26 protein-coding genes and 3 pseudogenes are annotated in these 26,281 nt (G+C 46.5%); 7 read left to right on the forward strand and 22 right to left on the reverse strand.

What is annotated here, in order from left to right; all coding sequences use genetic code 11:
• Positions 1-33 precede the first annotated feature (33 nt).
• Both cueR (LHL20_RS11705) and LHL20_RS11710 read right to left on the reverse strand, forming a co-directional pair.
• Positions 34-459 (reverse strand): Cu(I)-responsive transcriptional regulator, encoded by a 426-nt coding sequence (cueR, locus tag LHL20_RS11705; protein ID WP_011788488.1) that lies wholly within the window; start codon positions 457-459, stop codon positions 34-36.
• Between the two features lie 307 nt (positions 460-766).
• Positions 767-1,057 (reverse strand): hypothetical protein, encoded by a 291-nt coding sequence (locus LHL20_RS11710; protein ID WP_226433437.1) that lies wholly within the window; start codon positions 1,055-1,057, stop codon positions 767-769.
• Positions 1,058-1,509: 452 nt separating this feature from the next.
• On the opposite strand from LHL20_RS11710, the pseudogene LHL20_RS11720 reads away from it, so the two are divergent.
• A pseudogene (locus LHL20_RS11720) lies at positions 1,510-1,959 on the forward strand (Cd(II)/Pb(II)-responsive transcriptional regulator).
• A gap of 86 nt (positions 1,960-2,045) precedes the next feature.
• Here the strand turns inward: LHL20_RS11720 and cueR (LHL20_RS11725) are convergent.
• From cueR (LHL20_RS11725) to traL, 8 genes are all read right to left on the reverse strand, one after another.
• The gene (cueR, locus tag LHL20_RS11725; protein WP_226433438.1) at positions 2,046-2,510 is read right to left on the reverse strand and encodes a Cu(I)-responsive transcriptional regulator; all 465 of its coding nucleotides are present in this window, start codon (positions 2,508-2,510) and stop codon (positions 2,046-2,048) included.
• Between the two features lie 25 nt (positions 2,511-2,535).
• On the reverse strand, positions 2,536-5,031 hold the full coding sequence (locus tag LHL20_RS11730; RefSeq protein WP_011788479.1) for a heavy metal translocating P-type ATPase: 2,496 nt from the start codon (positions 5,029-5,031) through the stop codon (positions 2,536-2,538).
• A 408-nt stretch (positions 5,032-5,439) separates the two neighbouring features.
• Positions 5,440-5,829, reverse strand: coding sequence for a TraA family conjugative transfer protein (gene traA / locus LHL20_RS11735; RefSeq protein WP_011788478.1), 390 nt, complete (start codon positions 5,827-5,829; stop codon positions 5,440-5,442).
• Positions 5,826-6,398 carry a TraV family lipoprotein gene (locus LHL20_RS11740; RefSeq protein ID WP_015066557.1) on the reverse strand — a complete coding sequence of 191 codons (573 nt, stop codon included), beginning with the start codon at positions 6,396-6,398 and terminating at the stop codon, positions 5,826-5,828. Before LHL20_RS11740 ends, traA begins: the two co-directional genes overlap by 4 nt.
• Positions 6,399-6,472: 74 nt before the next feature.
• Positions 6,473-7,762: a TraB/VirB10 family protein gene (locus LHL20_RS11745; protein WP_020745001.1), complete on the reverse strand. Its 1,290-nt coding sequence runs from the start codon at positions 7,760-7,762 to the stop codon at positions 6,473-6,475.
• Positions 7,763-7,764: 2 nt separating this feature from the next.
• Entirely contained in the window at positions 7,765-8,661 is an 897-nt protein-coding gene (locus LHL20_RS11750; protein WP_226433457.1) for a TraK domain-containing protein, read from the reverse strand.
• Positions 8,645-9,271 carry a TraE/TraK family type IV conjugative transfer system protein gene (locus tag LHL20_RS11755; protein WP_000667170.1) on the reverse strand — a complete coding sequence of 209 codons (627 nt, stop codon included), beginning with the start codon at positions 9,269-9,271 and terminating at the stop codon, positions 8,645-8,647. Before LHL20_RS11755 ends, LHL20_RS11750 begins: the two co-directional genes overlap by 17 nt.
• Positions 9,268-9,549 (reverse strand): type IV conjugative transfer system protein TraL, encoded by a 282-nt coding sequence (gene traL, locus LHL20_RS11760; RefSeq protein WP_000433891.1) that lies wholly within the window; start codon positions 9,547-9,549, stop codon positions 9,268-9,270. The genes LHL20_RS11755 and traL overlap by 4 nt, the downstream gene beginning before the upstream one ends.
• Positions 9,550-9,977: 428 nt before the next feature.
• Between traL and LHL20_RS11765 the strand changes: the two genes are divergently transcribed.
• Positions 9,978-10,400 carry a hypothetical protein gene (locus LHL20_RS11765; RefSeq protein WP_035234747.1) on the forward strand — a complete coding sequence of 141 codons (423 nt, stop codon included), beginning with the start codon at positions 9,978-9,980 and terminating at the stop codon, positions 10,398-10,400.
• Between the two features lie 53 nt (positions 10,401-10,453).
• Here LHL20_RS11765 and LHL20_RS11770 read toward each other — a convergent pair whose 3' ends face one another.
• Positions 10,454-10,780: a tetratricopeptide repeat protein gene (locus LHL20_RS11770; protein ID WP_020744997.1), complete on the reverse strand. Its 327-nt coding sequence runs from the start codon at positions 10,778-10,780 to the stop codon at positions 10,454-10,456.
• Positions 10,781-10,837: 57 nt separating this feature from the next.
• Here LHL20_RS11770 and LHL20_RS11775 point away from each other — a divergent pair.
• Positions 10,838-11,146: pseudogene (locus tag LHL20_RS11775) on the forward strand (Na/Pi cotransporter family protein); the annotation flags it as partial.
• A 93-nt stretch (positions 11,147-11,239) separates the two neighbouring features.
• Here LHL20_RS11775 and LHL20_RS11780 read toward each other — a convergent pair.
• The 4 genes from LHL20_RS11780 to LHL20_RS11795 all read right to left on the reverse strand — a co-directional run bounded on the left by LHL20_RS11780 (position 11,240) and on the right by LHL20_RS11795 (position 15,268).
• Entirely contained in the window at positions 11,240-12,403 is a 1,164-nt protein-coding gene (locus LHL20_RS11780) for a DcaP family trimeric outer membrane transporter (protein WP_226433439.1), read from the reverse strand.
• A 141-nt stretch (positions 12,404-12,544) separates the two neighbouring features.
• Entirely contained in the window at positions 12,545-13,834 is a 1,290-nt protein-coding gene (locus tag LHL20_RS11785; RefSeq protein WP_004574636.1) for an ISL3-like element ISPpu12 family transposase, read from the reverse strand.
• Positions 13,835-13,855: 21 nt separating this feature from the next.
• Positions 13,856-14,368 (reverse strand): signal peptidase II, encoded by a 513-nt coding sequence (lspA, locus tag LHL20_RS11790; RefSeq protein WP_003821921.1) that lies wholly within the window; start codon positions 14,366-14,368, stop codon positions 13,856-13,858.
• 3 nt (positions 14,369-14,371) lie between these two features.
• Complete coding sequence (locus tag LHL20_RS11795) at positions 14,372-15,268, reverse strand: cation transporter (RefSeq protein ID WP_020744994.1); 897 nt, start codon at positions 15,266-15,268, stop codon at positions 14,372-14,374.
• Between the two features lie 95 nt (positions 15,269-15,363).
• Between LHL20_RS11795 and cadR the strand changes: the two genes are divergently transcribed.
• Together cadR and LHL20_RS11805 are read left to right on the forward strand one after the other, a co-directional pair.
• A complete protein-coding gene (gene cadR, locus LHL20_RS11800; protein ID WP_007148576.1) occupies positions 15,364-15,771 on the forward strand; it encodes a Cd(II)/Pb(II)-responsive transcriptional regulator in 408 nt (135 codons plus the stop codon).
• Between the two features lie 83 nt (positions 15,772-15,854).
• A pseudogene (locus tag LHL20_RS11805) lies at positions 15,855-16,715 on the forward strand (tyrosine-type recombinase/integrase); the annotation flags it as partial.
• A gap of 11 nt (positions 16,716-16,726) precedes the next feature.
• Here LHL20_RS11805 and LHL20_RS11810 read toward each other — a convergent pair.
• From LHL20_RS11810 to LHL20_RS11820, 3 genes are all read right to left on the reverse strand, one after another.
• The gene (locus LHL20_RS11810; RefSeq protein ID WP_000127614.1) at positions 16,727-16,921 is read right to left on the reverse strand and encodes a helix-turn-helix transcriptional regulator; all 195 of its coding nucleotides are present in this window, start codon (positions 16,919-16,921) and stop codon (positions 16,727-16,729) included.
• A 216-nt stretch (positions 16,922-17,137) separates the two neighbouring features.
• On the reverse strand, positions 17,138-18,367 hold the full coding sequence (locus tag LHL20_RS11815; protein WP_015066533.1) for a type II toxin-antitoxin system HipA family toxin: 1,230 nt from the start codon (positions 18,365-18,367) through the stop codon (positions 17,138-17,140).
• On the reverse strand, positions 18,360-18,680 hold the full coding sequence (locus LHL20_RS11820) for a helix-turn-helix domain-containing protein (protein WP_000122829.1): 321 nt from the start codon (positions 18,678-18,680) through the stop codon (positions 18,360-18,362). Before LHL20_RS11820 ends, LHL20_RS11815 begins: the two co-directional genes overlap by 8 nt.
• 1,225 nt (positions 18,681-19,905) lie before the next feature.
• On the opposite strand from LHL20_RS11820, the gene LHL20_RS11825 reads away from it, so the two are divergent.
• The gene (locus LHL20_RS11825) at positions 19,906-21,711 is read left to right on the forward strand and encodes a diguanylate cyclase (RefSeq protein ID WP_226433440.1); all 1,806 of its coding nucleotides are present in this window, start codon (positions 19,906-19,908) and stop codon (positions 21,709-21,711) included.
• A 28-nt stretch (positions 21,712-21,739) separates the two neighbouring features.
• Here LHL20_RS11825 and LHL20_RS11830 read toward each other — a convergent pair whose 3' ends face one another.
• Positions 21,740-22,924, reverse strand: a complete 1,185-nt coding sequence (locus tag LHL20_RS11830) for an MFS transporter (RefSeq protein WP_226433441.1) — start codon at positions 22,922-22,924, stop codon at positions 21,740-21,742.
• A gap of 166 nt (positions 22,925-23,090) precedes the next feature.
• On the opposite strand from LHL20_RS11830, the gene LHL20_RS11835 reads away from it, so the two are divergent.
• A complete protein-coding gene (locus LHL20_RS11835; protein WP_226433442.1) occupies positions 23,091-23,978 on the forward strand; it encodes a LysR family transcriptional regulator in 888 nt (295 codons plus the stop codon).
• Between the two features lie 6 nt (positions 23,979-23,984).
• On the opposite strand, the gene LHL20_RS11840 is transcribed toward LHL20_RS11835, so the two are convergent.
• From LHL20_RS11840 to LHL20_RS11850, 3 genes are all read right to left on the reverse strand, one after another.
• Positions 23,985-24,911, reverse strand: coding sequence for a DMT family transporter (locus LHL20_RS11840; RefSeq protein WP_226433443.1), 927 nt, complete (start codon positions 24,909-24,911; stop codon positions 23,985-23,987).
• A 245-nt stretch (positions 24,912-25,156) separates the two neighbouring features.
• Positions 25,157-25,663 carry a ribosomal protein S18-alanine N-acetyltransferase gene (rimI, locus tag LHL20_RS11845; protein ID WP_226433444.1) on the reverse strand — a complete coding sequence of 169 codons (507 nt, stop codon included), beginning with the start codon at positions 25,661-25,663 and terminating at the stop codon, positions 25,157-25,159.
• Positions 25,624-26,199 (reverse strand): alanine acetyltransferase, encoded by a 576-nt coding sequence (locus LHL20_RS11850; RefSeq protein ID WP_226433445.1) that lies wholly within the window; start codon positions 26,197-26,199, stop codon positions 25,624-25,626. The genes rimI and LHL20_RS11850 overlap by 40 nt, the downstream gene beginning before the upstream one ends.
• Positions 26,200-26,281: the final 82 nt, after the last annotated feature.

Below are 26,281 nucleotides of genomic sequence, written 5' to 3' on the forward strand. Positions count from 1 at the left end.
GATCACCTAATAACATTGAAGGGAGTCGAAAGTTTAAGGGCAGCTTTCTATGTCCTGCAGATGGGAAGTATCCGCGAGGTAGAGAGCCTTCAGTATTGGGCAGTCGGGTTTTTCATTTCCCGCGCAGCAAGCAGAGAGTGTGGTAAGAATTGATGCCATACGTTGAAATTCTTCAATTTTTAAGGTTAAATCATTAATATGAGATTCAACTATACTTTTAACATCTGCACTCTGACGCGAATGATTTCCCCAAAGAGAAAGTAACTCTCCTGCCTGTGACAGAGAAAAACCGAGATCTCGACATCGACGTATAAAATGTAACTTATAAACATCGGCATCTTTGTAGATCCGATAACCAGCCTCTGTTCTGGAGACTGATGGTATTAGCCCAACCTCCTCATAGTAACGAATCATTTTCGCCGAAACTCCCGATAAGCGGGCTGCATCACCAATGTTCATCTTCACCTCCCAAATGATTTTTACTAATACTGTAGTTAGCTTTAAGTAACATAGTTTCGGGTAACATTTATTGAAGGAAATTTCCTAATCCATTGAACCAAGTAACCATTAACCTGTTCCCAAAAATCTCACCAGCCCCCACCTAACTTCAGGTTAAACCTTCCCCTAACCGGAAGGTCAAGAGAAGTCGATAGATTTTTTGTATGATATTAAAATCTTGATCGTTTAGATTTCCCACATGGTTTAATAATAAATAATTCTTAAAGTTCAAAAATAAATGCCGACTTAATTCATCTGACTCCACTGATCATCTAGTGTTCAAAAAATTATCTACCCATTGAACCATTGCTTTAACCAAATCATCATCATATGCGATGTGCTGACCATGGCGCTGTTCTGGCGAGGGCAGCCTCAAGGTGTCATCGTTCATACTGATAGTTGGACCATTGCAGTTTTGAGAGTCAAATTCCATTAGAGATCCGATTGCATTTCGAGCTCTATCGAGTGATTTTGCTTCAATGAGTTCAGCAATAGTAAAGAGCACCATAATCATCGCAGCTTCTGGCCACTGTCTAGAATTAAGGCCCATAACTGCCATATACATCCCCTTATTTCTTTTTAATCAGTTTTTCCTCTACAGGACAATCCATTTGCATAATGCGGATTTCAGTTCGCCCCCCCCAGATTATTTAATCTTTGTAGGCGCAGCCGCGCAACAGTCTCCACTAAGGCCATGATCATCTTGATCATGCGATTTCTGGTCATGGTCATGGCCACAACCTTTGTAAGTAGGCTTATCATGATTTAGGTCTTTTTCAACATGCGAATGGTTGCAATCATTATGAACATACAAATGACCATTCGCCTTGTTCAATTCGCCTGATTTCTGAATCTTGCCTCCCACAACCAAGCTTAATTTTTAAATACAACTAGCAGCTTCCTTCCTACTAGAGTTTTACTTTTTTGCGGGACCACTTGCCCAATATGTTTACTATACTGACTACTGAAGACCCTAATCTAACTACAGAGTCAAGTTCAAACGAGGGATATATGAAAATTGGTGAGTTGGCGCGTAAAGCAGGCTGTCCGGTAGAAACGATTCGTTACTACTAGAAAGAAGGTCCACTGCAGGCACCTTTACGAGACATAGGAAATAATTATCGTCACTACGACAAAACCCGTCTTGAAAAACTACTATTCATCCGCCGCTGCCGTTCTCTCGATATGACCCATGAGGAAATTCGCGCTTTGCTGTTAGCAATCAATAATCAGGGTAAAGAATGTGGCCCGATAGATGCAATCATCAACGCCCACCTAATTCACATTCAGCATCGAATCAAAGAATTAGTAGCGTTAGAAGAGCAACGTAAGGAGCTGAATGCTTTTTGTAGCGCTGACCGCAGCATAGATAAATGTTGCATAGTCCAAAAATTGACAGCTGATGAAAGTGATAGCGATCTTTCCTTAACCGCACCAACCAACCATTTAGGGGGGCATTAGTGATGCCACGCGCTTGTTTAAAATGAAAAAAATGTGATGGTGTTAAAACTGCGTAGTCTTACACCATTATGGGCCAATTTAAAGTACTACATTTTGCCGCTCAGCTTATCTCCAGAGCGGCGCTGTACCGCTCCTCCTCGGTTTACGGTGCGGGCTTTGCCCGAAGCATTGGTTAATGTCCTAAGAATAGGACATTCTGACCGCTCATCCCCAGCACAACTCCGGATTAAAACTCGTAGTTTCTCAGTCATTTGACGTATACTTTCCATACGTCGTTCTAAGTCAGCAATGCTCTCCTGAGCCAGGCGTTTAACATCAATGCTCTGGCGAGATTTGTCATTCCATAACGTAAGCAAGCCTTCTATATCTTCCAGAGAGAACCCGAGATCTCGGGCACTACGAATAAAAACCAATCTATGAACATCATTGAGAGCATACTTACGATAACCTGACTCCGTACGCTCGGAGGCAGGGATTAATCCAATTTGCTCGTAATAACGAATCATCTTGGTGGATATTCCTGATTTACGCGATGCTTCTCCGATATTCATAAGCCCACCTTGTTAATGCTCAGCGTTAATGCTCAGCGTCCTCAACCAAAGGAGGCTGGAACCGACGCAGACGCAATGAGTTTCCCAGAACGAACACGCTTGATAGCGCCATCGCCCCTGCTGCAAAAATTGGAGAGAGCAGTATTCCATAAGCTGGGTATAGCAGTCCTGCAGCCACTGGAATCAATGCTGCATTGTAAGCAAATGCCCAAAAGAGATTTTGTCTGATGTTACCGATTGTTGCCTTAGACAATCCAATAGCATTAGGAACTCCCTGCAAGTTTCCTGACATTAAGACAACATCAGCTGACTCCACGGCTATATCTGTTCCTGTACCAATTGCAAGTCCAATATCTGCAACTGCAAGTGCCGGGGCATCGTTTATCCCATCGCCGACAAAAGCAACTTTACCGTAATTTTCTTGCAGTCGACGCACCGCTTCAACTTTGCCTTCAGGTAACACTTCCGCAACCACTTCATCAATATCTAATTGTTTAGCAATAGCCTGAGCTGTATTCGCATTGTCACCGGTAATCATGGCGACCTTGAGACCAAGCTGATGTAATGCCTTTATAGCTACTGGAGTACTTGATTTAATAGGGTCAGCTACAGCAATAATTGCAGCCAACCGACCATCTATAGCAACATAGAGAGGTGATTTCCCCTCATTCCCGAGGCGTTCAGAAATCCGGGAAAAATACGTTACCTCCAATGCTAACTCACGCATAAATCGATCAGCGCCTACTTCTACAAGGCTCCCTTCAACAGTCGCTCGTACTCCCATACCAGTGATTGAATCAAACTCAGTAAGCTCTGGCAGTAAAATGCCGTCTCCTTCTGCCGACTCAACAATAGCGCGAGCAATAGGGTGCTCAGAACGTGATTCAACTGCGGCAACTTTTGCTAATACCTCATTACGTTCAAAACCCTGAGCTAGTTCCAGATCTGTCATGACTGGACGACCTTCAGTCAGAGTTCCGGTTTTGTCTACAGCAACAACTTTGGCATCTTTGAGTAACTGTAGGGCTTCTCCCTTGCGGAATAAAATTCCCATTTCTGCACCACGACCTGTACCAACCATGATAGATGTCGGTGTCGCGAGTCCCATTGCACATGGACATGCAATGATTAGCACTGCCACAGCATTAACCAATGCGAAAGACAGGGCTGGTGATGGACCAAATACTAACCAAATCAGGAATGTAAAAAGTGCTGCCAACATCACAGCTGGAACAAACCACAATGTCACTCTGTCCACAACAGCTTGTATAGGTAACTTTGACCCCTGGGCCTGTTCTACCATCCGTATGATTTGTGACAGCATTGTCTGACCACCAACCGCAGTAGCACGCAACCTCAGTGCTCCTTTCTGGTTCACAGTCCCTCCGACAACTCCACTGCCAACGATTTTTTCCACTGGTATAGGCTCACCAGTTATCATCGATTCATCTATAAAACTGGTACCTTCACTTACCTCTCCATCGACCGGAATCCTTTCTCCCGGGCGAACTTCGATAATGTCTCCAAGCACAACGTCTTTGACAGGAATATCATTCATTACGCCATTACGGAGCACGTGCGCCTCCTTAGCCTGCAAGCCTACTAAGCGTTTGATAGCCTCAGACGTTCTCCCCTTAGCTCTCGCCTCCATAAATCGTCCCAAAAGAATGAGAGCGACAATCACTGCAGCAGCTTCGTAGTACACATTAACGGTACCCTCAGGCAAAAGGTATGGTACAAACGTAGCAACCACAGAATAACCAAAAGCAGCAATAGTCCCGACAGAGACCAGTGAATTCATGTCAGGAGCAAGCCGCGTAAGAGCAGGAATGCCTTTCATGTAGAATCGACGACCTGGAACCACTAAGACTAACAATGTCAATACAAACTGGACGTACCAGCTTTCCTGGATCCCAATGGTATTCATCACCCAGTGTTGCATTCTTGGAATCATGTGAGATCCCATTTCGAGAACAAATACCGGCAGAGCCAGTGCTGTTGCAATAACTAAATCTTTCTTTAATAAAGCCTTCTCTGCGTCCTTTCTTACTTCAGACTCATTACTGACCTGATTTTGGGTATCGATGACACGGGCTTCATAGCCAACTTTTTGAATAGCAGATATGAGATCGTCTATGCCAGCCACTCCGCGAATAGTTGCCCTCTCAGTTGCAAGGTTAACCGTTGCCGCCTTTACACCATCAACCGCTAAGAGTGCCTTTTCAACACGGCCAACACACGAAGCACATGTCATACCTTGCACTGAAAGTTCAACGGATGTTACAGGAACTTCATATCCTACCTTTTCAATTGCTTCGATTAACTTCAGTCGATCAACAGGAGCTTTAAGATGAATATCCGCCAGCTCAGTCGCAAGATTGACACTTGCGTTTACGACGCCTTCAACTTTGTTTAAAGCTGCTTCAACTCGTCCTACACAACTTGCACAGGTCATACCCTCAATAGGTAAGCTAACCCGGGCTTCAGCATTGCTGGAGAGCTGGTTTTTATGAATGCTCATGATGTATTTCTCATTGTTGGTTCAGATATTAAACAGTCTAGGGCTTACCATGATGGGAAGGTCAAGCGTATTATTTTTAACCTCATGAACACAACAAATGAAGCGCCATCATTCCTGATATTCATCCAGCTGTTTGGTAGTGTGTAACTCTAACTCAAAAGAAACGAGCGCCTAAATCTCAAAATATCAGGCTAGTAGCCTGTTTGAATGTGCTCCCTCAAGAAAAGCCCCGCTAACTGCCTTTTGCAGTGGCGGCGCTAGCATTCTTTTCGGTATTCATGGCCGCTGCTTGTAATCAAGCTAAGTGAATGGGAAACCTATTAACTGAAACGCCGTCATGGTAATCGGGGACGGGGTGGGATGACGCCCAAGCCGTCAGAAATCTGGCCGCTTGGGCGTTTTTTATTGTTATAAGGTGCCCAGTAAAACGGCGCTGATTGCTGGAATTGTTGTGCCAATGACTTCTTGAGTGCTAGCAACAACAGGTAAAGTTGCAGACATGACACTTTCAACGACTGTTGGTGTGTTGTAGAGACCCATACCGCCACCAATGCCCAAGGCAAAGGCCATCAAGCTTTGGCGAGCGATACCGCCCACAATACCCACCAGAACCATGGCTCCCGCTACGATCCGTCCCAAAGTACCTTGGGTCCAATCTTTTAGGGTATCCCACACATCGGTGAAAGCATCACCACCGGTGCCTGCAAATGAGGGCTCCGAAATCATTAACGCCATTAAACCAAGCGCACCAATGGTCATTAGGCGCTGAGTCTGAATGCTGCGAACTGCATTTGTCATTCGTTAGTTTCTCCGTAGATACTCAAGTTATCGCGCTTACCATCAGCTCCCGCTGAGGCTGAATCGCTTTGAGTCTGAAGTGGACGTAGCACTGGCGAAACCGTTCGAGGTGCTGACACCCCAATATCCCACCGGCGCGGTTCAATTTCGGTAAACACGTAGCTGGATAAATTCAGATCTCCACGGTCATCCTCCCAAGGCGCAATCCAAATCCGCATTACCCTTGAAGGAATGCGAATAGGTGCAGATTGCTGCGTCTCGGGTAATGCTGGATGGCTCAGCAGTCCTGTCTCTAAATCAGATTGTGAATACCCAGAGGGAGAACCAATTCGAGTCGCCACAGCATCAATCGTCTTGGGTGCAGCGCCATAACTGGTAAGCTCATAGACTTCACGAGCAGATAAACAGCGCACACCGTCAGGCATACCTGGGCATCCATATTCACTACTCCCAAGACCCAATGAACTACAGCCAGACAATAAGGTTGAGCCGACTGCCAATAAAAGTAATCCAGCTTTAGACCACTGTTTTGACTGGTGCTTTGGGTTGTTCTGCATTGATGTCGTCATGGTTAACTCTCCTCTGGATACACATCTTATTGTCTGAAACGGACTTCGATCGGTTAGCAACATGCAGGATTTTTTCATCTTCTTGCACCACCCCCTTGAGAAGTGGCCAACGACAACGAGGCACCACGAGTGACTATGACTTCAATTTTCCTTGCAGCGTCTACCTCTATGACTGGGAACATATTTTCAGCCATGTCCAAATAGAACTTGGCCACTCTATCCAATGCTTTACCTGTGCCTTTAATCGCAGCGCCTTGTAATGCTTCTTGGCTCATGACTTGCTGGTACAGCTGAGTATCACCGGCATTACCCGTCTGAATCGTCGGAACAGGATTTACATCAAATGCGCCAGCCAAGCCCTGAAGGAATCCGGCCATCATCGACTTGGCCACCAGCTGGCCTTGTTTCGACACCAATCGGCCACGAATGCCGGCTTTGCCGTCTTCACCTACAGCATAAGAATCCAGTCGTGTTTCAATGACGCCACCGTCTTCTCTCACACATGAAATGGTCTCGCCTCGCAAATAAGCACGCTCAGAGCTCAAATCACCGTAACCTGCGGCGATCAAGAAACACTCTTTGATATCCGCTCTAAATCGGTTGGGTAAAATGGCTTCCTTTTGAATCCTCAGCAATGCAGGAAAAGGTTCGCGTCTTGCGGACTCGTGAGTAGGTGCATCCAAACCTGTGATCAAAGTACCTGAGATGATGCTGCCCGCCGGTAAATACAAAGGCGGCGCTTCTTGCACAACAACCTCTGGTTCAGCAACCACTTCAGGCTCAATCATACGAATCGTGATTGGCGGCAATGGAACATCCCGAGCTCGTGTACCTTGGCCATTGGCTGGCTGCTGATAGAGCGGATCAGGAAGTGGCGCATTGGCAAAATAGTCGTCTGGGTTAGACGGCAATGGCTTTTCTTCTTCAGGCAATTCCATGGCAGATAAAGGTACTTCAAAGCGGCTATTTGTGCCTTCAACTGCTGCATCACCTCCAGCGCGAACATCATCAAGTTCCGCTCTAAGGCGGGCCAGCTCCGCATTGACTTCACTTGGTATAGAAGGCGAACCTGGGCTTAGCCGTCCTGAATCGACGTCACGACGCAAGCGCTCAACTTCACGACGTAACTGTTCATTGCGCTCACTGAGTAGTTTTACGTTCGCAGCCAAACTATCGACCCCAACATCACGAGTATTGGTATCCGTAAGAATGTGCCGGATCGTTTCCTGTCGGTTCCGACTACTTGAGTCATCGTCAGGATTAGGTGAAAACACCATCACCATAAGGATGAGACCACCAGCAATACCAGCAACCGATAGGCCCCGCTTCATGTTCGGGCTCATTTGTTCCCATTGTGCTTTCATCGTTATTCACCTCCCACAAGAAGCGAAGGTCGCTGACTTTCCACCGCTTCTTCACGATGATTGCGAACAACCACATACAACTCAGTCTTTTCACCCGGCAACAAGATATTGCGAGGCCAGTAGGCGCTTGCCACTATATCTGGTGCATGACAGGCTATTTCACTGGCTTCTATCGGCCCATCGGCAAAGCTTTCAACCAGTCCTACATAGACGGTGAAATAATGGCCTGTCACAATTTGCCCCTGCTTAAAACCAAACTTTAAGCCCGGCTGAAAACATTTCGGGCTTGTGTCAGTTTGGCCAGCTAAACGGATGTCATAGCCTTGTTGTAACTCATTTAGTGCAAGGCGTCTGAGTAAATCACGTAAGCTATCGACGTATGGCTGAGCCGTTTCCCAAGTGGCGGCTTTTCGGTTCACGACGCCCTTAATGGGCCACTGCTGACCATCAATCGCTAAGGTGATTTCACGCGGTGGAATACGACGAGGTACTAAGGTGACTGATAATGCGGGCGCTTCCTGACCAGGCGGTGTGATGTAAAGTGAAACCGGTGATTCTTTGTCCGTGGCCACATATACAACATTCCCCTTGATTTGCGTCTGAGCATCACTGGTTGTTCTCACCTGAGGCGATTCAAACGGCGTCACAATCCAATTCAGATGACCAAGTGCTACAGGGATCAGTTCATTAACCCCCGGTGTCATCAGTAACGTTGTTGGCACATCCGTTGAAACCGTATTGGTTTGAACCGGCGAATTTGCTGTAGCGGGCTGCTTCATCACACTAGCTGGCACAATCGGCAATTCCACGTCTGCATACGACGCTTGAGATAACAGGACGCCACTCAAGCTCATTGCGATTAAGTTTGGTGTTATCCATCGATTAATTTTGGTTCGCATCATTCACCCTCCGGTTTTGCTCTTGGGTCAACTTTTCACGAACGCGCTTCGTTCTAGCTTGCCCCTCATACGTATCCATCCAACTGAGCTTTGGACGGTATTGCTCAATATCGATGTCAAACTCATAGGTGCGAGTTTGGCGCTGTTCATCTCCAGATGGTCCAGAGACCAAGGAATAACCGGTCACAAAGACATGGCCGGTTTCATACTCATACTCCACCTGTCTGGGTTGGAATTTGAGCGTGACTCGGTCTTCTCGGATTTGCCTTGCCTGAATTTCCAGTGCATCGACCACTTGCTGGTACACCGCTGGAGAAAGCAGTGGTTCTATAGCAACCCGGATAAAGGACACATTACCCGGCGTCACGTTGCCCATAAGCTCAGCCAGGTAGAGCCCCCAGGACTCCAGGTAAGGTTGAGTGGCTTGGTTTCGTGACACTTCAGCCGTTTCAGACAAGGTTGGTGGTTGAATGGCCACTACGGTATTGCGAGAAAATGCCGCAACCGCAAGCAGCAAGTTAGATAGCACCAGCACTGCAATCAGAAACCGTTGCCATCGGTTCTCTAATTGCGTGCCTTGCCATGATTTTAAAAACACGTCGAACTTCACGGCAGATAGCTCCTGATAAATGGGTTAGGGATCGTCTTGGCTTTGGTTGGCAACAGTCCGGCCCAGTAGATGGCGTGAAGAATAAAACCATCTGGGCGACCATCACGAAAACGCCGATAGAGCTTGGTTGTCACCAACCCCAACAGGCATAAAACCAAGGCATTACCGGTAAAAATGCCGATCACTAGCCCCAACAGAATGGGAGCCATCTCATCGGCACTCCAAAGCAGGAAGTGCGGCGGGTCATCGATATAGGATGGAATACTCACAGGTTCCATAGTCACTCCTCGTTGTTTGAATTGAGAAGTGAAGAATGCCTTGGGATTGGCAGGTTCGGTGGTCAGCTAGATGCCGAATTTTTGAAGGTTTTGAGGGTTCTACTCAGACAATACTAACAATTGATCTTTTTGATGCGGTTGATATGATGAGGATATTGGTCGTGTCGAGACCAGCTGCCCACTTTAGCAAACCCGGACGGGACGACATGCATATCAAATTTATTTGGGTATACGGATTTAATGGTTGATGGGGTGAAGGTGCCCCATCAACCATTAAATCCGTATACCCATATTTTTAAGGCAAATGTTTTTCACTGAGAACACAGCAAAATGAATTAACGGCAGAAAAAAGGGCTCTTAATGACGCGGCAGGCTTCAGAAAGCATGCAAAATGCAATCATCGTTTAACAGAAAGGATAGATGCATACATGAACGCAGAAGAAGCATTACTTCAAATCTATATGAGAGAATTAGATACAAAGCGTCAAATAAAACATAATTCTAAATTTGACATATTTATGAGTACGGGGGCGTACCATTTAGAATTCGCTGTGTTGTCGTTGGCTATTAGCAAAGTAAATCAGGAATTAAAGAGTGCAGGTGTTGATATCGCGTCTTTCATAGACGAGATCCATAAATACATAAACGACATCATGGTAGACAGCATGGAAGGCTCGAACCAAGTTAAAGAGTTTGACCCGAACAACCCTAAGGAAGTAGAGGTGTCATGTTATAGCAGAACATTGAAAATGGTGAATGATAACCTGCTTAACCGTTACTACAACGCACTGCAAGCAGAAAGAATGAAGGAGGAGTTAGACAGAAAAGTCATTCGATTCCATAAAAAATGAAGACCTAAAGATATCAAAACGCATTCCTTGCTGAACAGGAATGCGCATGGACACTAATTGCCTTCTTCAAGGGCAGCGATTTTTGATTCTATGATCGGCAATCTCGCCCTGGCACCTCTGTGTCCTTTATCGACAGCTTTTGAATACCAGATTTTTGCCTGATAAAAATCTTGTTTAACGCCCTCACCTTTTTCATACAACACACCGAGCGTATAAGGCGCAATATCATGCCCTTCACTAGCAGCCTGCTTAAAAAGCGTGATTGCAGATTGTATATCGCCCTTGTCGAGCGCTGATGCGCCTTCAAAGAACGCGTCGTTCGCCCATACAGAAAAAGATAGAGTGAACGCAAAAGAGGACAAAAATAGCTTTCTTAACATAGGTGTTTCCCATACTCTAATTAAGCCGCTTTACGTGGCTTTTTGCTTCGCTTATTTTTAAAAGCTAAGGATATCTATCCGTTCACATTGGGCGCAAATATAGGCACATGTATCACTGCGCTTATCGCAGCGTTGGGTGTAGTGGGGGTTAATAGTGGATTTGCACTACAAATAGCGCTTGTGCACCTGATTTATAACGTTCTGGGCGTTACGCTTATTTACGGGCTGCCTTTATTGCGCAATATTCCGCTCAATTTGTCTTATCAATTATCAGTGATAGCGGCAGAGCGGAAAATGTACGGCGCAGCTTATATCGGTGGCTTATTCTTTATTATGCCTTTGGGTATTATCTTCACTACTATGTAGCTAATGTAGCGCGCCATTCTATTTTTCTGTATGCACAAAAAAACGGCGCTGATGAGCTCAGTGCCGTTTCTCTTTTTTAACTTAGTGCATGTATTAGAATGCGTATTTTGCTGAAACTTGGAAGCGGTTCATGTCGCCTTCAAGGCCGGCTTCAATTTCACGCTTTGCGAAAGCGTATTCAGCGCCAACGGTTAGCGCTTTAGTTGGCGAGTACAAGTAGTTTACACGTGTGCTATAAGTGCTTTCAGTGGTAGCTAAACCCGTTAATGATACGTCATTGTCTGCTTCAAACGCCGAGAACATGATGCTACTGCGCGCTTTTTCGCTCCACTTGTGACGATACGCAACGCCGTAACCTGTTGAGTCTATGGCTTCAAGGTCGCCGCTTTCGGTAAGTACTGCACCATTAACTGCGTTTAGCGCAGAGTATCTGCCTAAACCTTTACCCGTGTTGAACGTGAAGCGAATATCGTCGCCATTAGACAAATTGTATTTACCGGTTACCGATACACCAAAGCTGGTTTCGTCCGCATCAATGCCAGCGGCATTATCGTAAGACAACTGTCTTAATAAGCCCGCTACTTTTACATAACCCCAGTCATACTTTGACGTATAGGCAGCTACAAAGTCTGGAACGCTGCTGTCGTCACTCGTAATTCGGCTACCACCGCCAAATGGCGTAATGGTTGATTCTGGGTTTTCAAGCGCAAGCTGTAGGCCGCCGTTGGTATATCTCACCATAACTTGACGGGCAAAGGTGATGCCGTCAGTGGTACCAATAAAATCAAGTGATTCTGGTAATGAACCTACGTCCATAAAGGTCGTCCCTGTTTGGCCCACCAACCAATTCTTGTAAGTTAAGTACGCGTGGCGTACTCGCGGAGTGTAGGAGTTACTGATTCGCTCATCACCGCCGCTAGTTACAAGGAAGTCGAGTTCGAATACACCGTTAATTGTGTCGCCTTCAGCCGTAGGCGTTGACGTTGCAAAGCGGAATCGTGAGGTTCTGATATGCGCGTCAAATTGTGGATCTTCGTCAACGCCACCAACAGGTGTTAGTGAAGGAATATAGAAATCGCGACCTACGCTACCTGATGCAATGGTGCCATCTGAGTAGTCACTAACCATAGCGTCGACTTTAATATAGCCTGTGAATTTCACACTTGTGTCGCCGATTGTTGCTGCTTGTGCTGCACCTGTAGATGCTGCCAGGCACAGCGCTACTGCTGTAGCCGTATTTTTTATTTTAGCTTTCATCGTGTCTGTTCCAAAAAAGTGGTTAAATAAATGTAAATTCAACGTTAACATTGCTGATTGTGTCCTTATTATCTAAAAATTAAGGGTATACGGATTTAATGGTTGATGGGGCACCTTCACCCCATCAATCTGATACCACCCTCAGATGGTTGATAGATCGACTCCGTAGTTGAGTTCCTCTGCGAAGTCCGGCAGTCCGTAACCGATGGTTTTCTTGTAGAAAGGAGAGACCTTCGCAGTCGGTGCCTTCTTCTTGTGCTTCGTGGTGTAGAGCATTCGTGCCCGCATCACCTCGAAGGAGTAACCGCGCCCTTCACGGTTCTTGTCCTTGGCCAGTCGGTTGATGGACTCCGTGTAAGCGTTGGTGACGGGCATGTCCGTCTCGAAGTAGGTCATGGTCTCTTCGCGCCAGTTTCCCACTGCCCTGACCAGATCGCTCCAGACTTCCTTTTGGCCCTTCGGGATGGTGGCTATCCACTCGTCCAGGGCGGCTTCTGCCTGGAGCCGTGTGGTGGCGTCCCAGATGCCGTAGAAGCGCTCCTTGTGCTCGTAGGCGGCCAGCAGTTGCGGGAACGCGCCTGTCCAGGTCTCCATGATGAGGCGCTCCCGGTCTGAGACTTCGTGAGCGCGTTTCAGCAGGATTTTCCGGTCTCCCTTGAGAGTCCGACTCTGGGACGGTTTCAGCTCCTTTCTGAGGCCCTTGCGCACTCTCTCTAGGGCATCGTTGGCCATGCGCACCACATGGAACTTATCGACCACGATGCGGGCCTGGGGCAGCACAGCCTTGACCGCTGCCCGGTAGGGGTTCCACATGTCCATGCTGACGATCTCGACCTTCTGCCGGTCTTTCAGCTTCATCAGGTAGTTGGTCACCACGTCCTGGCGGCGGGTGGCCAGCAGGTCGAGCAGGGTTCGCTCCTCAATGTTGGTCAGAATGCAGCGGTAGCGCTTGTTCAGGTATAGCTCGTCAATGCCCAGGATGCGGGGCGTCTCGAAGCGGTGCCAGCGCCCCAGGAACTCGGCGCGGGCGTTGAAGATGTCGCGCACCGTCTTCTCGTCCAGGCCGGTCTGTGCCGCCACAAAGGTGTAGGGGTGGTTGAAGGATTCCTTCTCCACGTACTCATGCAGCCGCAGTGTCATACGGAATCCGTCCACCATCTCCGGTAGCTGGGGCCTGAATGTTGTCTTGCAGGCCCGGCAGGTGTATCGGCGGCGGACCACCCAGAGAGTGACCCGCTTGCCGTGGATGGGCAGATCACGATAGGGAACGTCACGCTTGCCGAACCGTACGAACTCACCCTGCACGCCGCATTCCTCGCAGGCGATGGGATCGGGCACGTCCACCTGGAAGTGCATTTCGTCGTCGGTTGATTTGCAGCCCAGTACTTGGTATTGCGGCAGGTGAAGGATGTTGTCGGGAAGTTCGGTCATGGTGTTGTATAGGCGTAGGTGTCAGTCAGATCCATCCGACTCGGCATTGGTGTTTGCTTTTTTACCCAACAAGCTGCTGGAAACGAAAAGTAAGGCACCGAGGACAATTGCAATATCAGCCAGGTTGAAGGCCGGCCAATGCCAGTCTCGCCAATAGAAATCAAAGGAATCCACAACATAGCCGCGAAAGACCCGGTCAATCAGGTTACCCATGGCGCCACCGAGGATAAGACTGTAAGCGATGGCTTCTCCTTTATGACGATTTTCAAGGATCAGCTTGATCAGAAAAATCGAGACCACTACCGCGATTCCGATAAAAAAGTAGCGCTGCCAGCCTCCACCATTCGCAAAAAGACTGAATGCGGCACCGGTGTTCCATAGGTGCACCCAGTTAAAGAACGGGGTCACCGAAACATACTCGCCATAGGCCATTGATTGCTGCACCAGCCACTTTACAGCCTGATCAGACGCTGCCAGCAGGCCCGATATGGACAATAGGGCATACGGCGAGAGCTTTTTGCCAATAATGAGCATTATTTAACCCTTCAACGCCAAAATGCGTCTGGCACCGTTAAGTACAATGCCCCCCGCGATGGTGCCGATAATCAGATCCGGATAATTGGAACCGGTCCACGCGACCAGGGCGCCGGCGGTGATGACCCCCAGGTTGATCACCACGTCGTTGGCCGAGAATATCCAGCTTGCCTTCATGTGCGCCCCGCCTTCCCGATGTTTGGATATGAGCAGCAGACAACTGGTATTGGCAATCAATGCGACGAATGCGATAGCCATCATCACCAGCGATTCAGGCTCACTACCGAATACAAAGCGTCTCACCACCTCTACGAGCACGCCCACAGCCAAGATCAGTTGCAGTACACCAGCAAGATGCGCGGCACGTACCTGCATTTTCACGCTATGTCCAACCGCATAAAGGGCAAGCCCGTACACCGCCGCATCGGCAAAATTGTCCAGGGATTCTCCAATCAGGCCGGTGGACCGGGCGATCAGACCGGCAGTCATTTCCACCACGAACAGAAGTGCATTGATGCCGAGCAACCAGCGCAGGGTCCCGGATTCTTGCTTAGCAGAAGCTGCCGAAAACTCGGCGGCCTTGATGGTCTCCGGATTTGCAGCGACGGTTTCCTGAAGCGAGGCGCCTAGCCCCAAGGTCTTCAGTTTCGAGGTGACGGGCTCGACCTCGCCGTCATGCACGACCTTCAGCCGGCGGTTCGACAAGTCGAAGGACAGCGCCCGAATCTCCTCAAAGCCGTTCAGGGCTAGGCGAATCATTCGTTCTTCTGATGGACAGTCCATCTTCGGCACGGCATAAACACTGACCCATCTCCCTGGCGCCTCGGAGGAGGCCTGTATATCGGTATCCGCTGCGGACGTTGCATCAGCGCCACAGGCGCCACCACAGGATTTGCTCATAATACGACTCCACTTGAACAATGTTGTGGTACCATTTTAAACTATAAAGCTACTATAAGGTCAATAGAGTAAAGAATCCGTTGGGGAGGAGGCTGATGCGCATTGGTCAGTTGGCGCAGTTGGTAGGGGTCGAAACACAGACGATCCGCTTCTATGAACAGCAGGGCTTGTTGCCGCCGCCTGATCGGCAGGACAACGGTTACCGTGTCTATACCGAGAAGCATGGTGAGGGGCTGGCCTTCATCCGCCGCTGCAGAATCCTGGGCCTGTCACTGGCTGAGATTCACGAACTACAGAGCTATCAGGACGACCCTCATCAGCCTTGTACCGCCGTCAACACCTTGCTCGATGATCACATCTCTCATGTGCGGTCGCAGATAACCGCTCTGCAAGCGCTTGAGAAACAACTCGTTTCACTGAGAGCGAGTTGCAACGATGACCGGGAAGTTGAGGCGTGTGGGGTTCTTGCTGGAATTAGCGAAGGAAACATGCACCAGCAGTAGGTGAAGCATCAACCAGATAATCCGATGAGATGCCGGTCTGTCTCACTCTCATGCAAAGGTAAGATCAACCATTTAATCCGCTTACCCAAATATATTTGCTGCCCCGACTTGGCAAGTACCCATTAACTGACATCAATGAATTGTCCTTGCGAAACTGTCTTCGTGAGGTTTCGGAGTCGTCCCCTTCAAACACAGAACGTCTGGTGTCTGTGCTGCACAAGTTTTATGACTGGCTGATTGATGAACAAATTTTGGAAATTAACGCTGCCGCTGGGATCACAGCAAAAAAGGTTGGCGGTAAGAAAGGCAAACGAACTCGGGTGCTAAATGACAACGAGATAAGGATACTTTGGCGCTATTTGCATGAGTCAAAAATCACTGAGAAGAATCGCATCTACATAAAACTGCTTCTCTTATTGGGAGGGCGCAAGGGCGAACTCATTCAAGCTGAAAAGCATCACTTTGACTTGCAATCTGCAATGTGGACAGTGCCCATAGAGATCCGCAAACAAGGTGAGAAAATTGGAGCGCCGATCATGCGGCCATTGATTAGGCCTGCTATCGAGCTGATTGAACTGGCGATGCAGATGAGCAAATCAACTTACTTGTTTCCCGCGAACGGACAAGAAAAGCTTGCCACAAATGGCTTTGATACCACTATTCCTAACAATGTGAAAATCTGGGCTCGCAGGTCACTTGGCATTGAGATGGAACACTGGTCTATGCATGATCTTCGCAGAACGATGCGAACGCGAATGTCTGCCATCACGACGCAAGAAGTTGCCGAGTTGATGATTGGCCACAGCAAAAAAGGGTTGGATGCTATCTACAACCAATATCAGTACCTGGATGAAATGCGTCATGCTTACGACGTTTGGTATCAACAGCTAGAAACCATCATCGAGCCGACAGGCTTTCCGTTCAACTGGCGTTTCGGACAGTAAAAGAAAGAGGCTCAGTCCTCTTTCTTCTCATACTCTTCCAAGTCTTCAATGTGCCACAGCTTATTTCGCGTATTTCGGTTAATACGAGGTTGCGGCAAGCTGCCATCTTTTATTCTTCGCCAGAGCGTCGTATAGCTAATGTGGTAACGAGCCATCACTTCGTAAGATGTTAGAAAAGGGGTTACCTGGTGCGCTACTGCTGTCATCTGCATTCTCCTGAAAATCAATGTAAAGCTATCATCGCCTGATTCATCACTTGTTGATGGTCAGAAAGATGCATGATTTGTTCAGAAGATCAGCCTTATCATGACACCGGTATCATTGTGCAGTTTACCAAATTTCCAGTTTACGGCGAAAAGCGCCGTAAAATCGCATTAAGTTAAACCATCTTTATAGATATGCACGCTCTAGCTACTAGGAATTTAGCGTAGCGGTATGCTTCGTAAGTGCGTTTCGATGGCTTCAATCACTGACTTAGTAAGGGGTAAATGCGCTTTTTCTTTCGCCCATACCTCATGGAAGCATGCTACAGTTTGCTTTGCGGTATCTAACACCAATTTTTCTGGCAACATGGCTTTAGCCGCTAAGTGTGACAGCTCATCCAGCGTGAAATCACTGAATTTCTTGCTACGGCTCACCTTCAGCGATGCACTATCATCGGGGATATAAGGAATAGTCGAGACAAAATCATAAGCAGGCGCAATCGATGCGGTGCGCTTGTCTTTGTAAATCACAGACCAATTCTTCAAATGCATATCGGCATTACCAATTAACGTATTGAACACCAATCTGCGTGTAAATTCTGCGATGTCCTCGTCTTGACCTTCGATGCCGATAACCTGAGCAATATTGCGCATACTCGCTTTTTTGTATTTATCTTGAGGATAGACGCCAAACACTTGCGCAAAATCTTCAATATGTACGGCTTGATCACCTGCACGATCAAAGCGCTTGATCACAAACGCCTGAGCATTTTTAAAAGCATCACCAAATTTACCAATACCATCTGGGATATTAGCAATCTGGTTAATGGAAAGTAGCTGAGTCTCTGGCACATCCATCCCAAGCAATCGAGCCAGTTCCATCATCGAATATTCATTTTCTGGCACAGCGTCAAATCGAGATGACGGCAACTTCACAATCCAAGAGCCACCTTTACCAGTTGCTGGAATGGTCAAGCCGCCGTTAGCCTGTTGCACGGCTGAAAACTTCAATTGCACACCCGCCAATGAAAAACGCATTGGAGCATCTATTTTCGTTTTATCTTCAATACCTTGATGCACATTAGGTGGTAAGGCTTCACCATCCGCAGGCTCAACCGTGATCGCTCCAGCCAGATCCTGCCCCAGTACCCACAATAGAAAAAATTCCCGTGCTGGGTTCACACCAGCACGCTCAGCCAGGTAATTACGCATGGTTTCTTCTGGTAAAAGGTTGGAGAAAAACGGGGTTAACTTATTTTGGGTAGGTTTGAAGCTAGTCAGCAGGCCACCGAGCGAATCTTTAAAGCCAAGCCCTAACACAGGCCGCGATTCGTCATTAATGTACGAATCCATAAAGGCAAAAAGTGTTCTGTCATTACCCACGTTGGTGATCGTTGCGATCGGTTCACCATAGAGCAATACGTTGAGCGTAGAGACATGGTTAGTCATCGTCGTCTTCCTCTAACTGATACGCGGGCGACATTGGCTCACCCTCATCGCTGATGCCGTTAATACCTTGGCCACTTCGAATGATCGACTTGATGGCAGGTACAGACTTTTTAGGCGCAACCAATAGCTCTAGGTCTAGTACACGGGCAAGTGCAATCAAACTGGATATTCTTAAATCAACACTGCCAGACTCGATTTTCGAAATATGGCTTTGAGGCACACCCGAACGAGCACTTAACTCTCTCTGGCTAAACCCCTTTCGTACCCGAGCTTCTCGAAGACTTTCTAGTATCTGCTCTGTTACATAGCTCATTTCGATACGCCTTAATGCATCACTTAAGAATAATTATATACAAAAACATATCACAGTAACTCAAATAACACAAATTCGATTAGCCATTACATATCAAAAGCCATGACCTGATACATAATTACATATAAGTAGAAGGAGATTTTTGTCATCGACAAAAGAGCGATACTCTCGCTGATAATCGCGAACTGACGCATCAAACTCCCTAAGTACTTTTGTCGCTCAGCCCTTATACAGCATGGGCTACAGAAGAACTCGCGTCAAATCGCCAGAAGATAAGTGCAACAAAGAGGAAGTTTGTACACAGTTACAGGAAATTTTGTACACACAGGTCGAAAATAAAGTGCAAAATGATGGTGTTAACAGCAACTAAATTTGAAGGTAAGTCTGATATCTCAATTAGAAATAACCGTATTGGTTCGCTTCAAGCATCTTCAAAAACAAACACTAAAGCAAAAATTACACCAATAATAAACTCCCTCATTAAATTTTGTAATTTGGTACAGAAGAAAACATTTACCAAAAAAAGAGACTCTTTTTAACGGTAGTACTTTTTACGTCAAACCCAGTAACCACAAGGCCTACAGCCAGGTTTGTGTCATGGAATTTCGCTAAAAACGGTAAATATGGCGATTTGTACTCAAGTTTGTACACACTTTCCGAGGTTACGCTTGAACATCATTGAAAAGCAAAGAAACGAGAAAAAGACAAAAAGCCTTTAAATTCAGTACGTAGAGATGTGATTGTGGTGTGCAATGAAAGGTGGTTTTAAGCGTTGAAAGGCTGGGCGGCATCAGGGTGCGATATAATCGCGAACGTACGTCGCTTTTTAATCTCTTCTAACAGCTTTTTATCTGACATCAATACTTATCTTCGTTATCTATCATCTCTGCAAACTACGTATTTGCAGGCGCGTTTTGTAACGGATAAGCATGGCTTTTCCGCGCAAATCTACAGTTGCGATAAAACGCTTGATACGGCATGGAATTTATTGGCGCGGATTTTAGCATTTTACAACGCGTAACAGTAGAGCGAATTGGCAAGAAACTTTGTCATCTTTATTGAGCAAAATACGTTATTTTATCCATTCGACCATTTCAACAAATGCGCTTTCACGTTTTCAGTTGACAAGCGCCTCTAGCTTGGCACTTGCGTTGTGATATAGTGAGCGAATGAAATTGTGGTTAAAAGTCACTGTTGTGGCTAAAGGTTCGAACAAGGACGTTGCATGACAAGAAGTTGGTTTTTGCTTATTACGCTATTGCTCCTATGCAAAAGCGCGTCAGCTGCAGTCAATTTCAACCCTGTTAATGCTTCCCTCTCATTAGATGAGTATATGGAGTTTGCACTTAGCGATTCTCCCTCTTCAGACGCTCTTCATTGGGTAAAAGACGCCTCATCGCTTGATAGACAAGCACATCAATACCTCCATTTTCGCGTCAATATCAAAAACACCGCAAGTAACGCCATTCCCGTATGGTTCAGTATTGGTTTTCCAGCAATGAAAACATTGGTAGTACAAAGTGGTGGGCAGGTGTGGAAAACAGGTGACGCTTACCCTTTTACATCCAGAGAAATTCACGTTTCTAACTATCACTTTCCAATCTTACTTAACGAGATGGAAACCACTAAAATACAAGGGTATATGGCAGGAGAGATCCTACGCTATTCTTTTGTTGTGGGCACGCCTGAATATTTTACCAATATGTATGTGAATACTATTCAGCGGGATATGGCGTTTTTTGGTGCTATGGCATTACTTACAGTGCTGTGCCTGTTAGGGTTTGTTGCTAGCCGAAATATTGTTTTCTTAAGCTTCGCGACCTTTATTTTCGCAACTACATTTTGGTTTTTTCGTGTATTTGGATACGCCTTTGAATTATTATGGCCGCAATATCCAGCTTTTAATGATATCAGTTACGCGATAAGTATTTATGCCGTTTTGCTTTGTTCATTTTGGGTGGTATTTGCCAGCTTAGTGAGAGAAGGACATCCCGTTTTCGGTTCAACATGGGTAAAGCGATTCTGCTTTTTGCTACCCATAATTGGCATTATCGTATGGCAAACCGTCGGACTCGACTTTGCACTGAGACTTCCCGTTTTACTTTTCTTTTTGTTTATTGTTGTCGCTGTGGTCGTTATCACTGTTGAACATCGCCGGGGCTCTGACCGCGCAAAATGGCTTGCTTGCGCTATGTTTCCGGTAACACTCAGCACATTTTTCCTAATCATTGTTGCTTTATTTGACGTGGACATAGAGTTAGACCCTGTAGCCACCTTTATGTCTGGGGTTGTGCTGACGTGTTTGTTCATTGTCGCCCTTACCACGCGCTATATGGTTAACGTTGTACAAAGAGAAAGAGACGCGCAAAAAGTGGCGGCTCAAACCAAAGCACAACAGGCGGCAAAACTAGAGCAGTTAGTCAAACAGCGAACTCTCGAGTTAGAAAAAACAAATGAAGTATTGGCTAAACTTGCCTCTTACGATGCGCTGACCGGCCTACCTAACCGAAGAAGTATTGACTTTTTCGTCGATGAAAGCTTTGCTTTAGACAACGAAAACGCCACTGAGTTATTCATTGCCCTACTCGACCTAGATCACTTTAAAAATATTAACGATACCTATGGTCACGAGACGGGCGACATTGTGCTGAAGGCCGTTGCTAAAACATTAGCCCCTTTGAACAATGACAACCAAATTGCCGGCCGATATGGCGGCGAAGAATTTGCCATAGTTCGGCGTATTGATAAGCGTATGTCTGAGCCTAAACACCCATCACAAGGAAAAGCACCGGCCTCGCAAACTGCCAAAAGTGCTACCCAAGAGCATGAGCATTTCTTATCGCAGCTTCAGAAAGTCCACAGAACAATTAATTCCCTTGTGATAAATGACGTTGAAGGTATACATGTTGGCGTTAGTATTGGCTGGGCGCATTGCATAAACGCAGAGAGTATTGTGGATACCTTTAGACGCGCAGACAGCGCCCTTTATCGTGCAAAAGACAAAGGACGCAATCTTATTATAAATGGTTGAATCCTAGCTCATTTCTACGCCTATATTGCTATCTACTCACAGCGGCTTCACGCTTGTCAAGATGGCCGCTACAACGTGTTGCTACTAGTGCAGCAACGGATATAAGCGCACCTATCCACGCGGTATCAGAGAGTGTCATGCCATCTACAATGGCGCCGCCTAATATAGACCCCACAGCAATACCAATATTAAACGCCGCAATGTTAAGACCTGAGGCTACGTCCACTGCATTAGGTGTAAACTTTTCAGCTAGTTGCACTACATAAACTTGCAGGCCAGGCACATTACCAAATGCAAAGGCCCCCCATACCAATACTGTGATCACAGCTGCTATTTTGCTTCCCATGGTGAACGTTAACGCGAATAAAATAACGGCAAGCGCAGAGAAAATGATGGTTAGTGCGCGAATTGGGCCTTTTTTGTCAGCCAGTTTGCCACCGTAAATGTTACCGACAGCAACAGACACGCCGTACACGAGCATGATTAAGCTTATTGCCGACGGAGCAAAGCCAGCTTCTTCTTGCAAAATAGGCGCTAAATACGTGAACGCGGTAAATGTGCCGCCGTAGCCTAAAATCGTCATGAGATAGACTAGCACAAGACGAGGTTGAATCAGTACTCTCATTTGCTCACTTAAGCTTGCAGGCTTACTTTGCTTTAAGTTATTTGGCACCAATAACGCACTACCAATAAGCGCAATTGTGCCTAACGCTGAAACCACTAAAAATGTGGCTCTCCAGCCAAAGCTTTGACCAATCCAAGTGCCAAGCGGCACCCCCGTAACCAGCGCAACTGTTAAACCTGTAAACATGATAGCAATAGCACTGGCTTCTTTTTCTTTTGCAACCAGACCGGTGGCAATGGTCGAGCCAATAGAAAAGAATACGCCATGAGCGAGCCCTGTTAGTATCCGAGCCACAATAAGGCTTTCATAGCTTGGTGCTTGCCACGCCAACATGTTGCCTGCCACGAACAGCGCCATCAGGCTGAGTAACACATGCTTTCTGTTCCATTTTCCAGTAAGTGCAGTAAGCACTGGTGCACCAACGGCGACACCAACAGCGTACAAGCTTACAAGTAAACCCGCACTGGGTAATGTAACGCCAAGGTCTGTCGCTATAGTGGGTACTAACCCAACTATGACAAACTCAGTGGTACCAATAGCAAACGCACTTAACGTTAATGCAAATAATGCAAATAATGCAATAGGCATTGTTTATCCTCACAAAAGTTAAAGTGAACGTACGCTGTAGTAAAAATAGAAGCGTACATTCCAAAGGTGTTTAACAAGTGCATACAGTGTGAGGTTGTTTTTATTTGCAAAAAATAGCACTAGTGACAAAATACTTTTGTGATTTTTGAAAATATTAGAGAACGCTATGCCTGTAAAAGCAAAAACCGAAGACTTAGAAGCCTTTCTTACCGTTGTCGATACCGGGAGCTTTTCGAGCGCAGCAAACGTGTTGAATCAACAGGTTGCCAAAGTGAGCCGCGCAGTTACACGTTTAGAAGGTACTTTAGAAGCAACACTGTTAAATCGCACCACACGCAGGCTAGAACTGACAGAAGAAGGAGAAATGTTTTTACGCTATGCGCGAGACGGCCTCAACAGGTTGGAAAAAGGCGAAGAAGCACTACGACTGCTTAAGCGTGCACCATCAGGAAAACTACGTGTCGATGCCGCAAGCCCTTTTGTGCTTCACCAGCTAGCTCCACTGGTAAAGGCATTTAGCGAAACCTACCCCGATATCGCACTCGATATTACCAGCCACGACAGCATTATTGATTTATTGGAACACAAAACGGATATCGCTATACGGATAGGCGATTTGAGTGACTCAAACTTGCATGCTCGCAAACTGGGTAATAGTAAGTTGCATATTGTGGCTAGTCGAGAATACCTAAAGGCGCACCCAGCAGTGGGTGATGTCAGTAATTTAACCCAACATAAACTAATTGGTTTTAGCGACTCACCAAAGCTTAACCGTTGGCCGCTAAAGCAAGATGTGGAGTTGCGCTATCACTTACGTGCATCCAGTGGAGAAACTATTCGACATTTGTGCCTTGCGGGACAGGGCATTGCGTTGTTGTCTCATTTTATGGTGTACCGCGATATTGAAGCTGGGTCACTTGTACCTATTTTTGAAAATGACCTAGTGTCGCCGAATGGACGGGAATCAGTACAGGCGGTGTACTACAGAAACAGCGCGGTATCTTCTCGAATATCGGCATTTCTCGACTTCATTCAGCCGAGACTTATACTTTAAGAACGTTTAGCCTCGGCCTTTACCTAAAATCCTCTTCAGGGTGGTGTGCGGTAAGCCATTTACAATGAGTGCCGCTATCATCAAAACAGCACCTGCGACAACCATAGGTAGTAGCGTCTCGCCCAAAATAACCACAGAGCTCACATAGCCTACAATAGGCGTTAACGTGCTAATAAGCACAATTTTGTCTGGCGCTAGTTTAGGGCCTGCTGCTACCATTAAGCCGAATCCCAACCCCGTTGCTACAGGTCCTATATAGGTCAACAATAACCAATCTTGCCACTTGTAGTTTACAAAGTCTGGCGTAGGCTCATAGATAAGTGCAAGCGCCAACATTGCGATACCAGCGACGGTAAATTGCCAGAATACCGCTTCAATAACGCTGCCCTGCCATTTATGAAAAGAAACACGACGAATGGCTACCGCCCACAAAGCCGACGCTAACAACATGCCAAACAAAGGCAACCACGCACCAGGCTCTCCCGAGGCTAGCAAAATCATTGTACAACCCATGGTAGACACACCGGTAAGAATTAAACGCTTTGAAGGCGGTTTTTGTCGATACCACAGCGTATCGATTAAAAGCATCCAAAGCGGCGTGGTATAAATCAAAATACTTGCCGTACCAGCGGGAATAAACTGGAGTGACACCGTTATTAATCCCATCGATAGGATGAATTGAAAAAACGCCACAACAAAAACAACTGAGCGATCCTTACGATTTAACCTTGGAAGTCTTTTTTTTGTCAGCAATACAAAAAGCCCGAGCACAGGTAGGCTCAACAAAAAGCGTAAACACACCATCCAAACCGGGCCTACAATTTCCAAACCCACTTTCATACCGGGCCAATTGAGTCCTAGGCACAATACCGCAACTAAAAGCATTTTAATGCCTTTTGATTGCTCTTTTTCTATCAATGATGTTGTAGACATTTATTTGTCGCCTTGAGACACGCCACTGCGTTGGAGAAAAACGTAAGTCTTGTTGCCACACTGCATGCATGCCAAGACTTTTAAAGGGCGCAAATATAAGTGAAATAAGGCAGGATTGAAACCACTGGAGACATAATTCGCCGCGATTTATTGACCAACCGGTCAAGTTTTCACAGCCAAAATGGAAGGAAAAGATTACACTACTGGCGACAATACCAAATCTTACAGAATTTACACTAACACAACTACGCCATAGCAACATTTGGCCACTTCATGATCGCAGCATTTTCTTTCCCATTTTCAGTAGGATAGTAGTTTTTACGCAATTCTATGTGTTCAAAACCGTGTGTTTCATACAAATGAATTGCAGCAAAGTTACTCTCTCTTACCTCTAACCACACCTCACGCATACTGCGCGCTTTTGCCTTATCAAGTACGCGCTGAAGCAATGCCTTTCCCACGCCCCTTCCTCGGCAATGCTGTACTACGGCAATATCCATTAATGTGGCTTCATCAAGTACCTCAAGCACAATGGCATACCCAACAAGCTCGTTTTCATCAAGGGCAAATAAACCATAATAAGGTGGGGTAAAACAGTCAGCGAATGTACTGAGTTTCCACGGCGAAAACTGAGCTTGTACGTGAATGGCATGACCACGTTCAATCAATGCAGCTGGTGTGTCTGCAGTAACAAGTTGAATATTCAAGGCTGCTAACTCTGTGTTTTTGCCAAGGTAGTTAGCGCTAGCCACAGGGCGCGCTTTTGTGAGGGGGTTAACGACAGCGGTTCAGCAGGCAAAATAATTGCTTGTTCATCGACCGCTAGGGTTTTGCTTATCATCACTTTGCTTGCTAATTCAGATGGCAAACCCAGTTGCACGCAGGCTAACCGTAAATCATCGAGCCACTTAGCGCATTGCTTGGTCTGCTCAGTACTTAACGGCAGTCCTGCAGGCGAGTCAGGTATCGAGAAAGGCGCAGCTTGCGGTGTGCTCGTCGCGATATGCTTTTCTTGTTGAATAGCGTGAACTGGTTTTGCAATGCATTTATCATCTGCTTTGCTCGATTCAGATCCCATTTGCGCGCGTAACTGAGCCAGCCTTGACTGTTTTTGCTCTTGTGTTATCGGTTTGCTTTCTGTAGGCATTGCAGCGTGATGAGCATTGGTAGAGCTATCCGCTGCACGGACCCCTGTTTCTTCAAGCTTTGCTTCATACACAGCTTTCGGCACCCAAACTGGAATGCCCATCTCTTGTAAAATAGCTTGTTGATAAGGAGACAGTGACATAGATTTCACGCTAGTAAGTTAAGACCTGTAAGTTTACGTGATGTTTTGCTGACATTAAATAGCTTTTGCCCGAATGACAAGC

It is taken from the genome of Alteromonas sp. McT4-15 (genome assembly GCF_020515205.1).
In the GTDB taxonomy this organism is placed as follows: domain Bacteria; phylum Pseudomonadota; class Gammaproteobacteria; order Enterobacterales; family Alteromonadaceae; genus Alteromonas.

Bases quoted from the DNA above. Each gene is read 5' to 3' on its own strand.
- LHL20_RS11765 (WP_035234747.1), top strand. From the start codon at position 9,978: ATGAACGCAGAAGAAGCATTACTTCAAATCTATATGAGAGAATTAGAT.
- LHL20_RS11815 (WP_015066533.1), bottom strand. From the start codon at position 18,367: ATGACTAACCATGTCTCTACGCTCAACGTATTGCTCTATGGTGAACCG.
- LHL20_RS11745 (WP_020745001.1), bottom strand. From the start codon at position 7,762: ATGAAAGCACAATGGGAACAAATGAGCCCGAACATGAAGCGGGGCCTA.
- LHL20_RS11740 (WP_015066557.1), bottom strand. From the start codon at position 6,398: ATGACGACATCAATGCAGAACAACCCAAAGCACCAGTCAAAACAGTGG.
- LHL20_RS11810 (WP_000127614.1), bottom strand. From the start codon at position 16,921: ATGACAGCAGTAGCGCACCAGGTAACCCCTTTTCTAACATCTTACGAA.
- LHL20_RS11770 (WP_020744997.1), bottom strand. From the start codon at position 10,780: ATGTTAAGAAAGCTATTTTTGTCCTCTTTTGCGTTCACTCTATCTTTT.
- traA (WP_011788478.1), bottom strand. From the start codon at position 5,829: ATGACAAATGCAGTTCGCAGCATTCAGACTCAGCGCCTAATGACCATT.
- LHL20_RS11730 (WP_011788479.1), bottom strand. From the start codon at position 5,031: ATGAGCATTCATAAAAACCAGCTCTCCAGCAATGCTGAAGCCCGGGTT.
- cueR (WP_011788488.1), bottom strand. From the start codon at position 459: ATGAACATTGGTGATGCAGCCCGCTTATCGGGAGTTTCGGCGAAAATG.
- LHL20_RS11750 (WP_226433457.1), bottom strand. From the start codon at position 8,661: ATGCGAACCAAAATTAATCGATGGATAACACCAAACTTAATCGCAATG.
- LHL20_RS11830 (WP_226433441.1), bottom strand. From the start codon at position 22,924: ATGCCTATTGCATTATTTGCATTATTTGCATTAACGTTAAGTGCGTTT.
- LHL20_RS11840 (WP_226433443.1), bottom strand. From the start codon at position 24,911: ATGTCTACAACATCATTGATAGAAAAAGAGCAATCAAAAGGCATTAAA.
- LHL20_RS11795 (WP_020744994.1), bottom strand. From the start codon at position 15,268: ATGAGCAAATCCTGTGGTGGCGCCTGTGGCGCTGATGCAACGTCCGCA.
- LHL20_RS11835 (WP_226433442.1), top strand. From the start codon at position 23,091: ATGCCTGTAAAAGCAAAAACCGAAGACTTAGAAGCCTTTCTTACCGTT.
- cueR (WP_226433438.1), bottom strand. From the start codon at position 2,510: ATGAATATCGGAGAAGCATCGCGTAAATCAGGAATATCCACCAAGATG.
- lspA (WP_003821921.1), bottom strand. From the start codon at position 14,368: ATGCTCATTATTGGCAAAAAGCTCTCGCCGTATGCCCTATTGTCCATA.
- LHL20_RS11710 (WP_226433437.1), bottom strand. From the start codon at position 1,057: ATGGCAGTTATGGGCCTTAATTCTAGACAGTGGCCAGAAGCTGCGATG.
- traL (WP_000433891.1), bottom strand. From the start codon at position 9,549: ATGGAACCTGTGAGTATTCCATCCTATATCGATGACCCGCCGCACTTC.
- LHL20_RS11785 (WP_004574636.1), bottom strand. From the start codon at position 13,834: ATGACCGAACTTCCCGACAACATCCTTCACCTGCCGCAATACCAAGTA.
- LHL20_RS11825 (WP_226433440.1), top strand. From the start codon at position 19,906: ATGACAAGAAGTTGGTTTTTGCTTATTACGCTATTGCTCCTATGCAAA.
- cadR (WP_007148576.1), top strand. From the start codon at position 15,364: ATGCGCATTGGTCAGTTGGCGCAGTTGGTAGGGGTCGAAACACAGACG.
- LHL20_RS11850 (WP_226433445.1), bottom strand. From the start codon at position 26,199: ATGTCACTGTCTCCTTATCAACAAGCTATTTTACAAGAGATGGGCATT.
- LHL20_RS11780 (WP_226433439.1), bottom strand. From the start codon at position 12,403: ATGAAAGCTAAAATAAAAAATACGGCTACAGCAGTAGCGCTGTGCCTG.
- LHL20_RS11820 (WP_000122829.1), bottom strand. From the start codon at position 18,680: ATGAGCTATGTAACAGAGCAGATACTAGAAAGTCTTCGAGAAGCTCGG.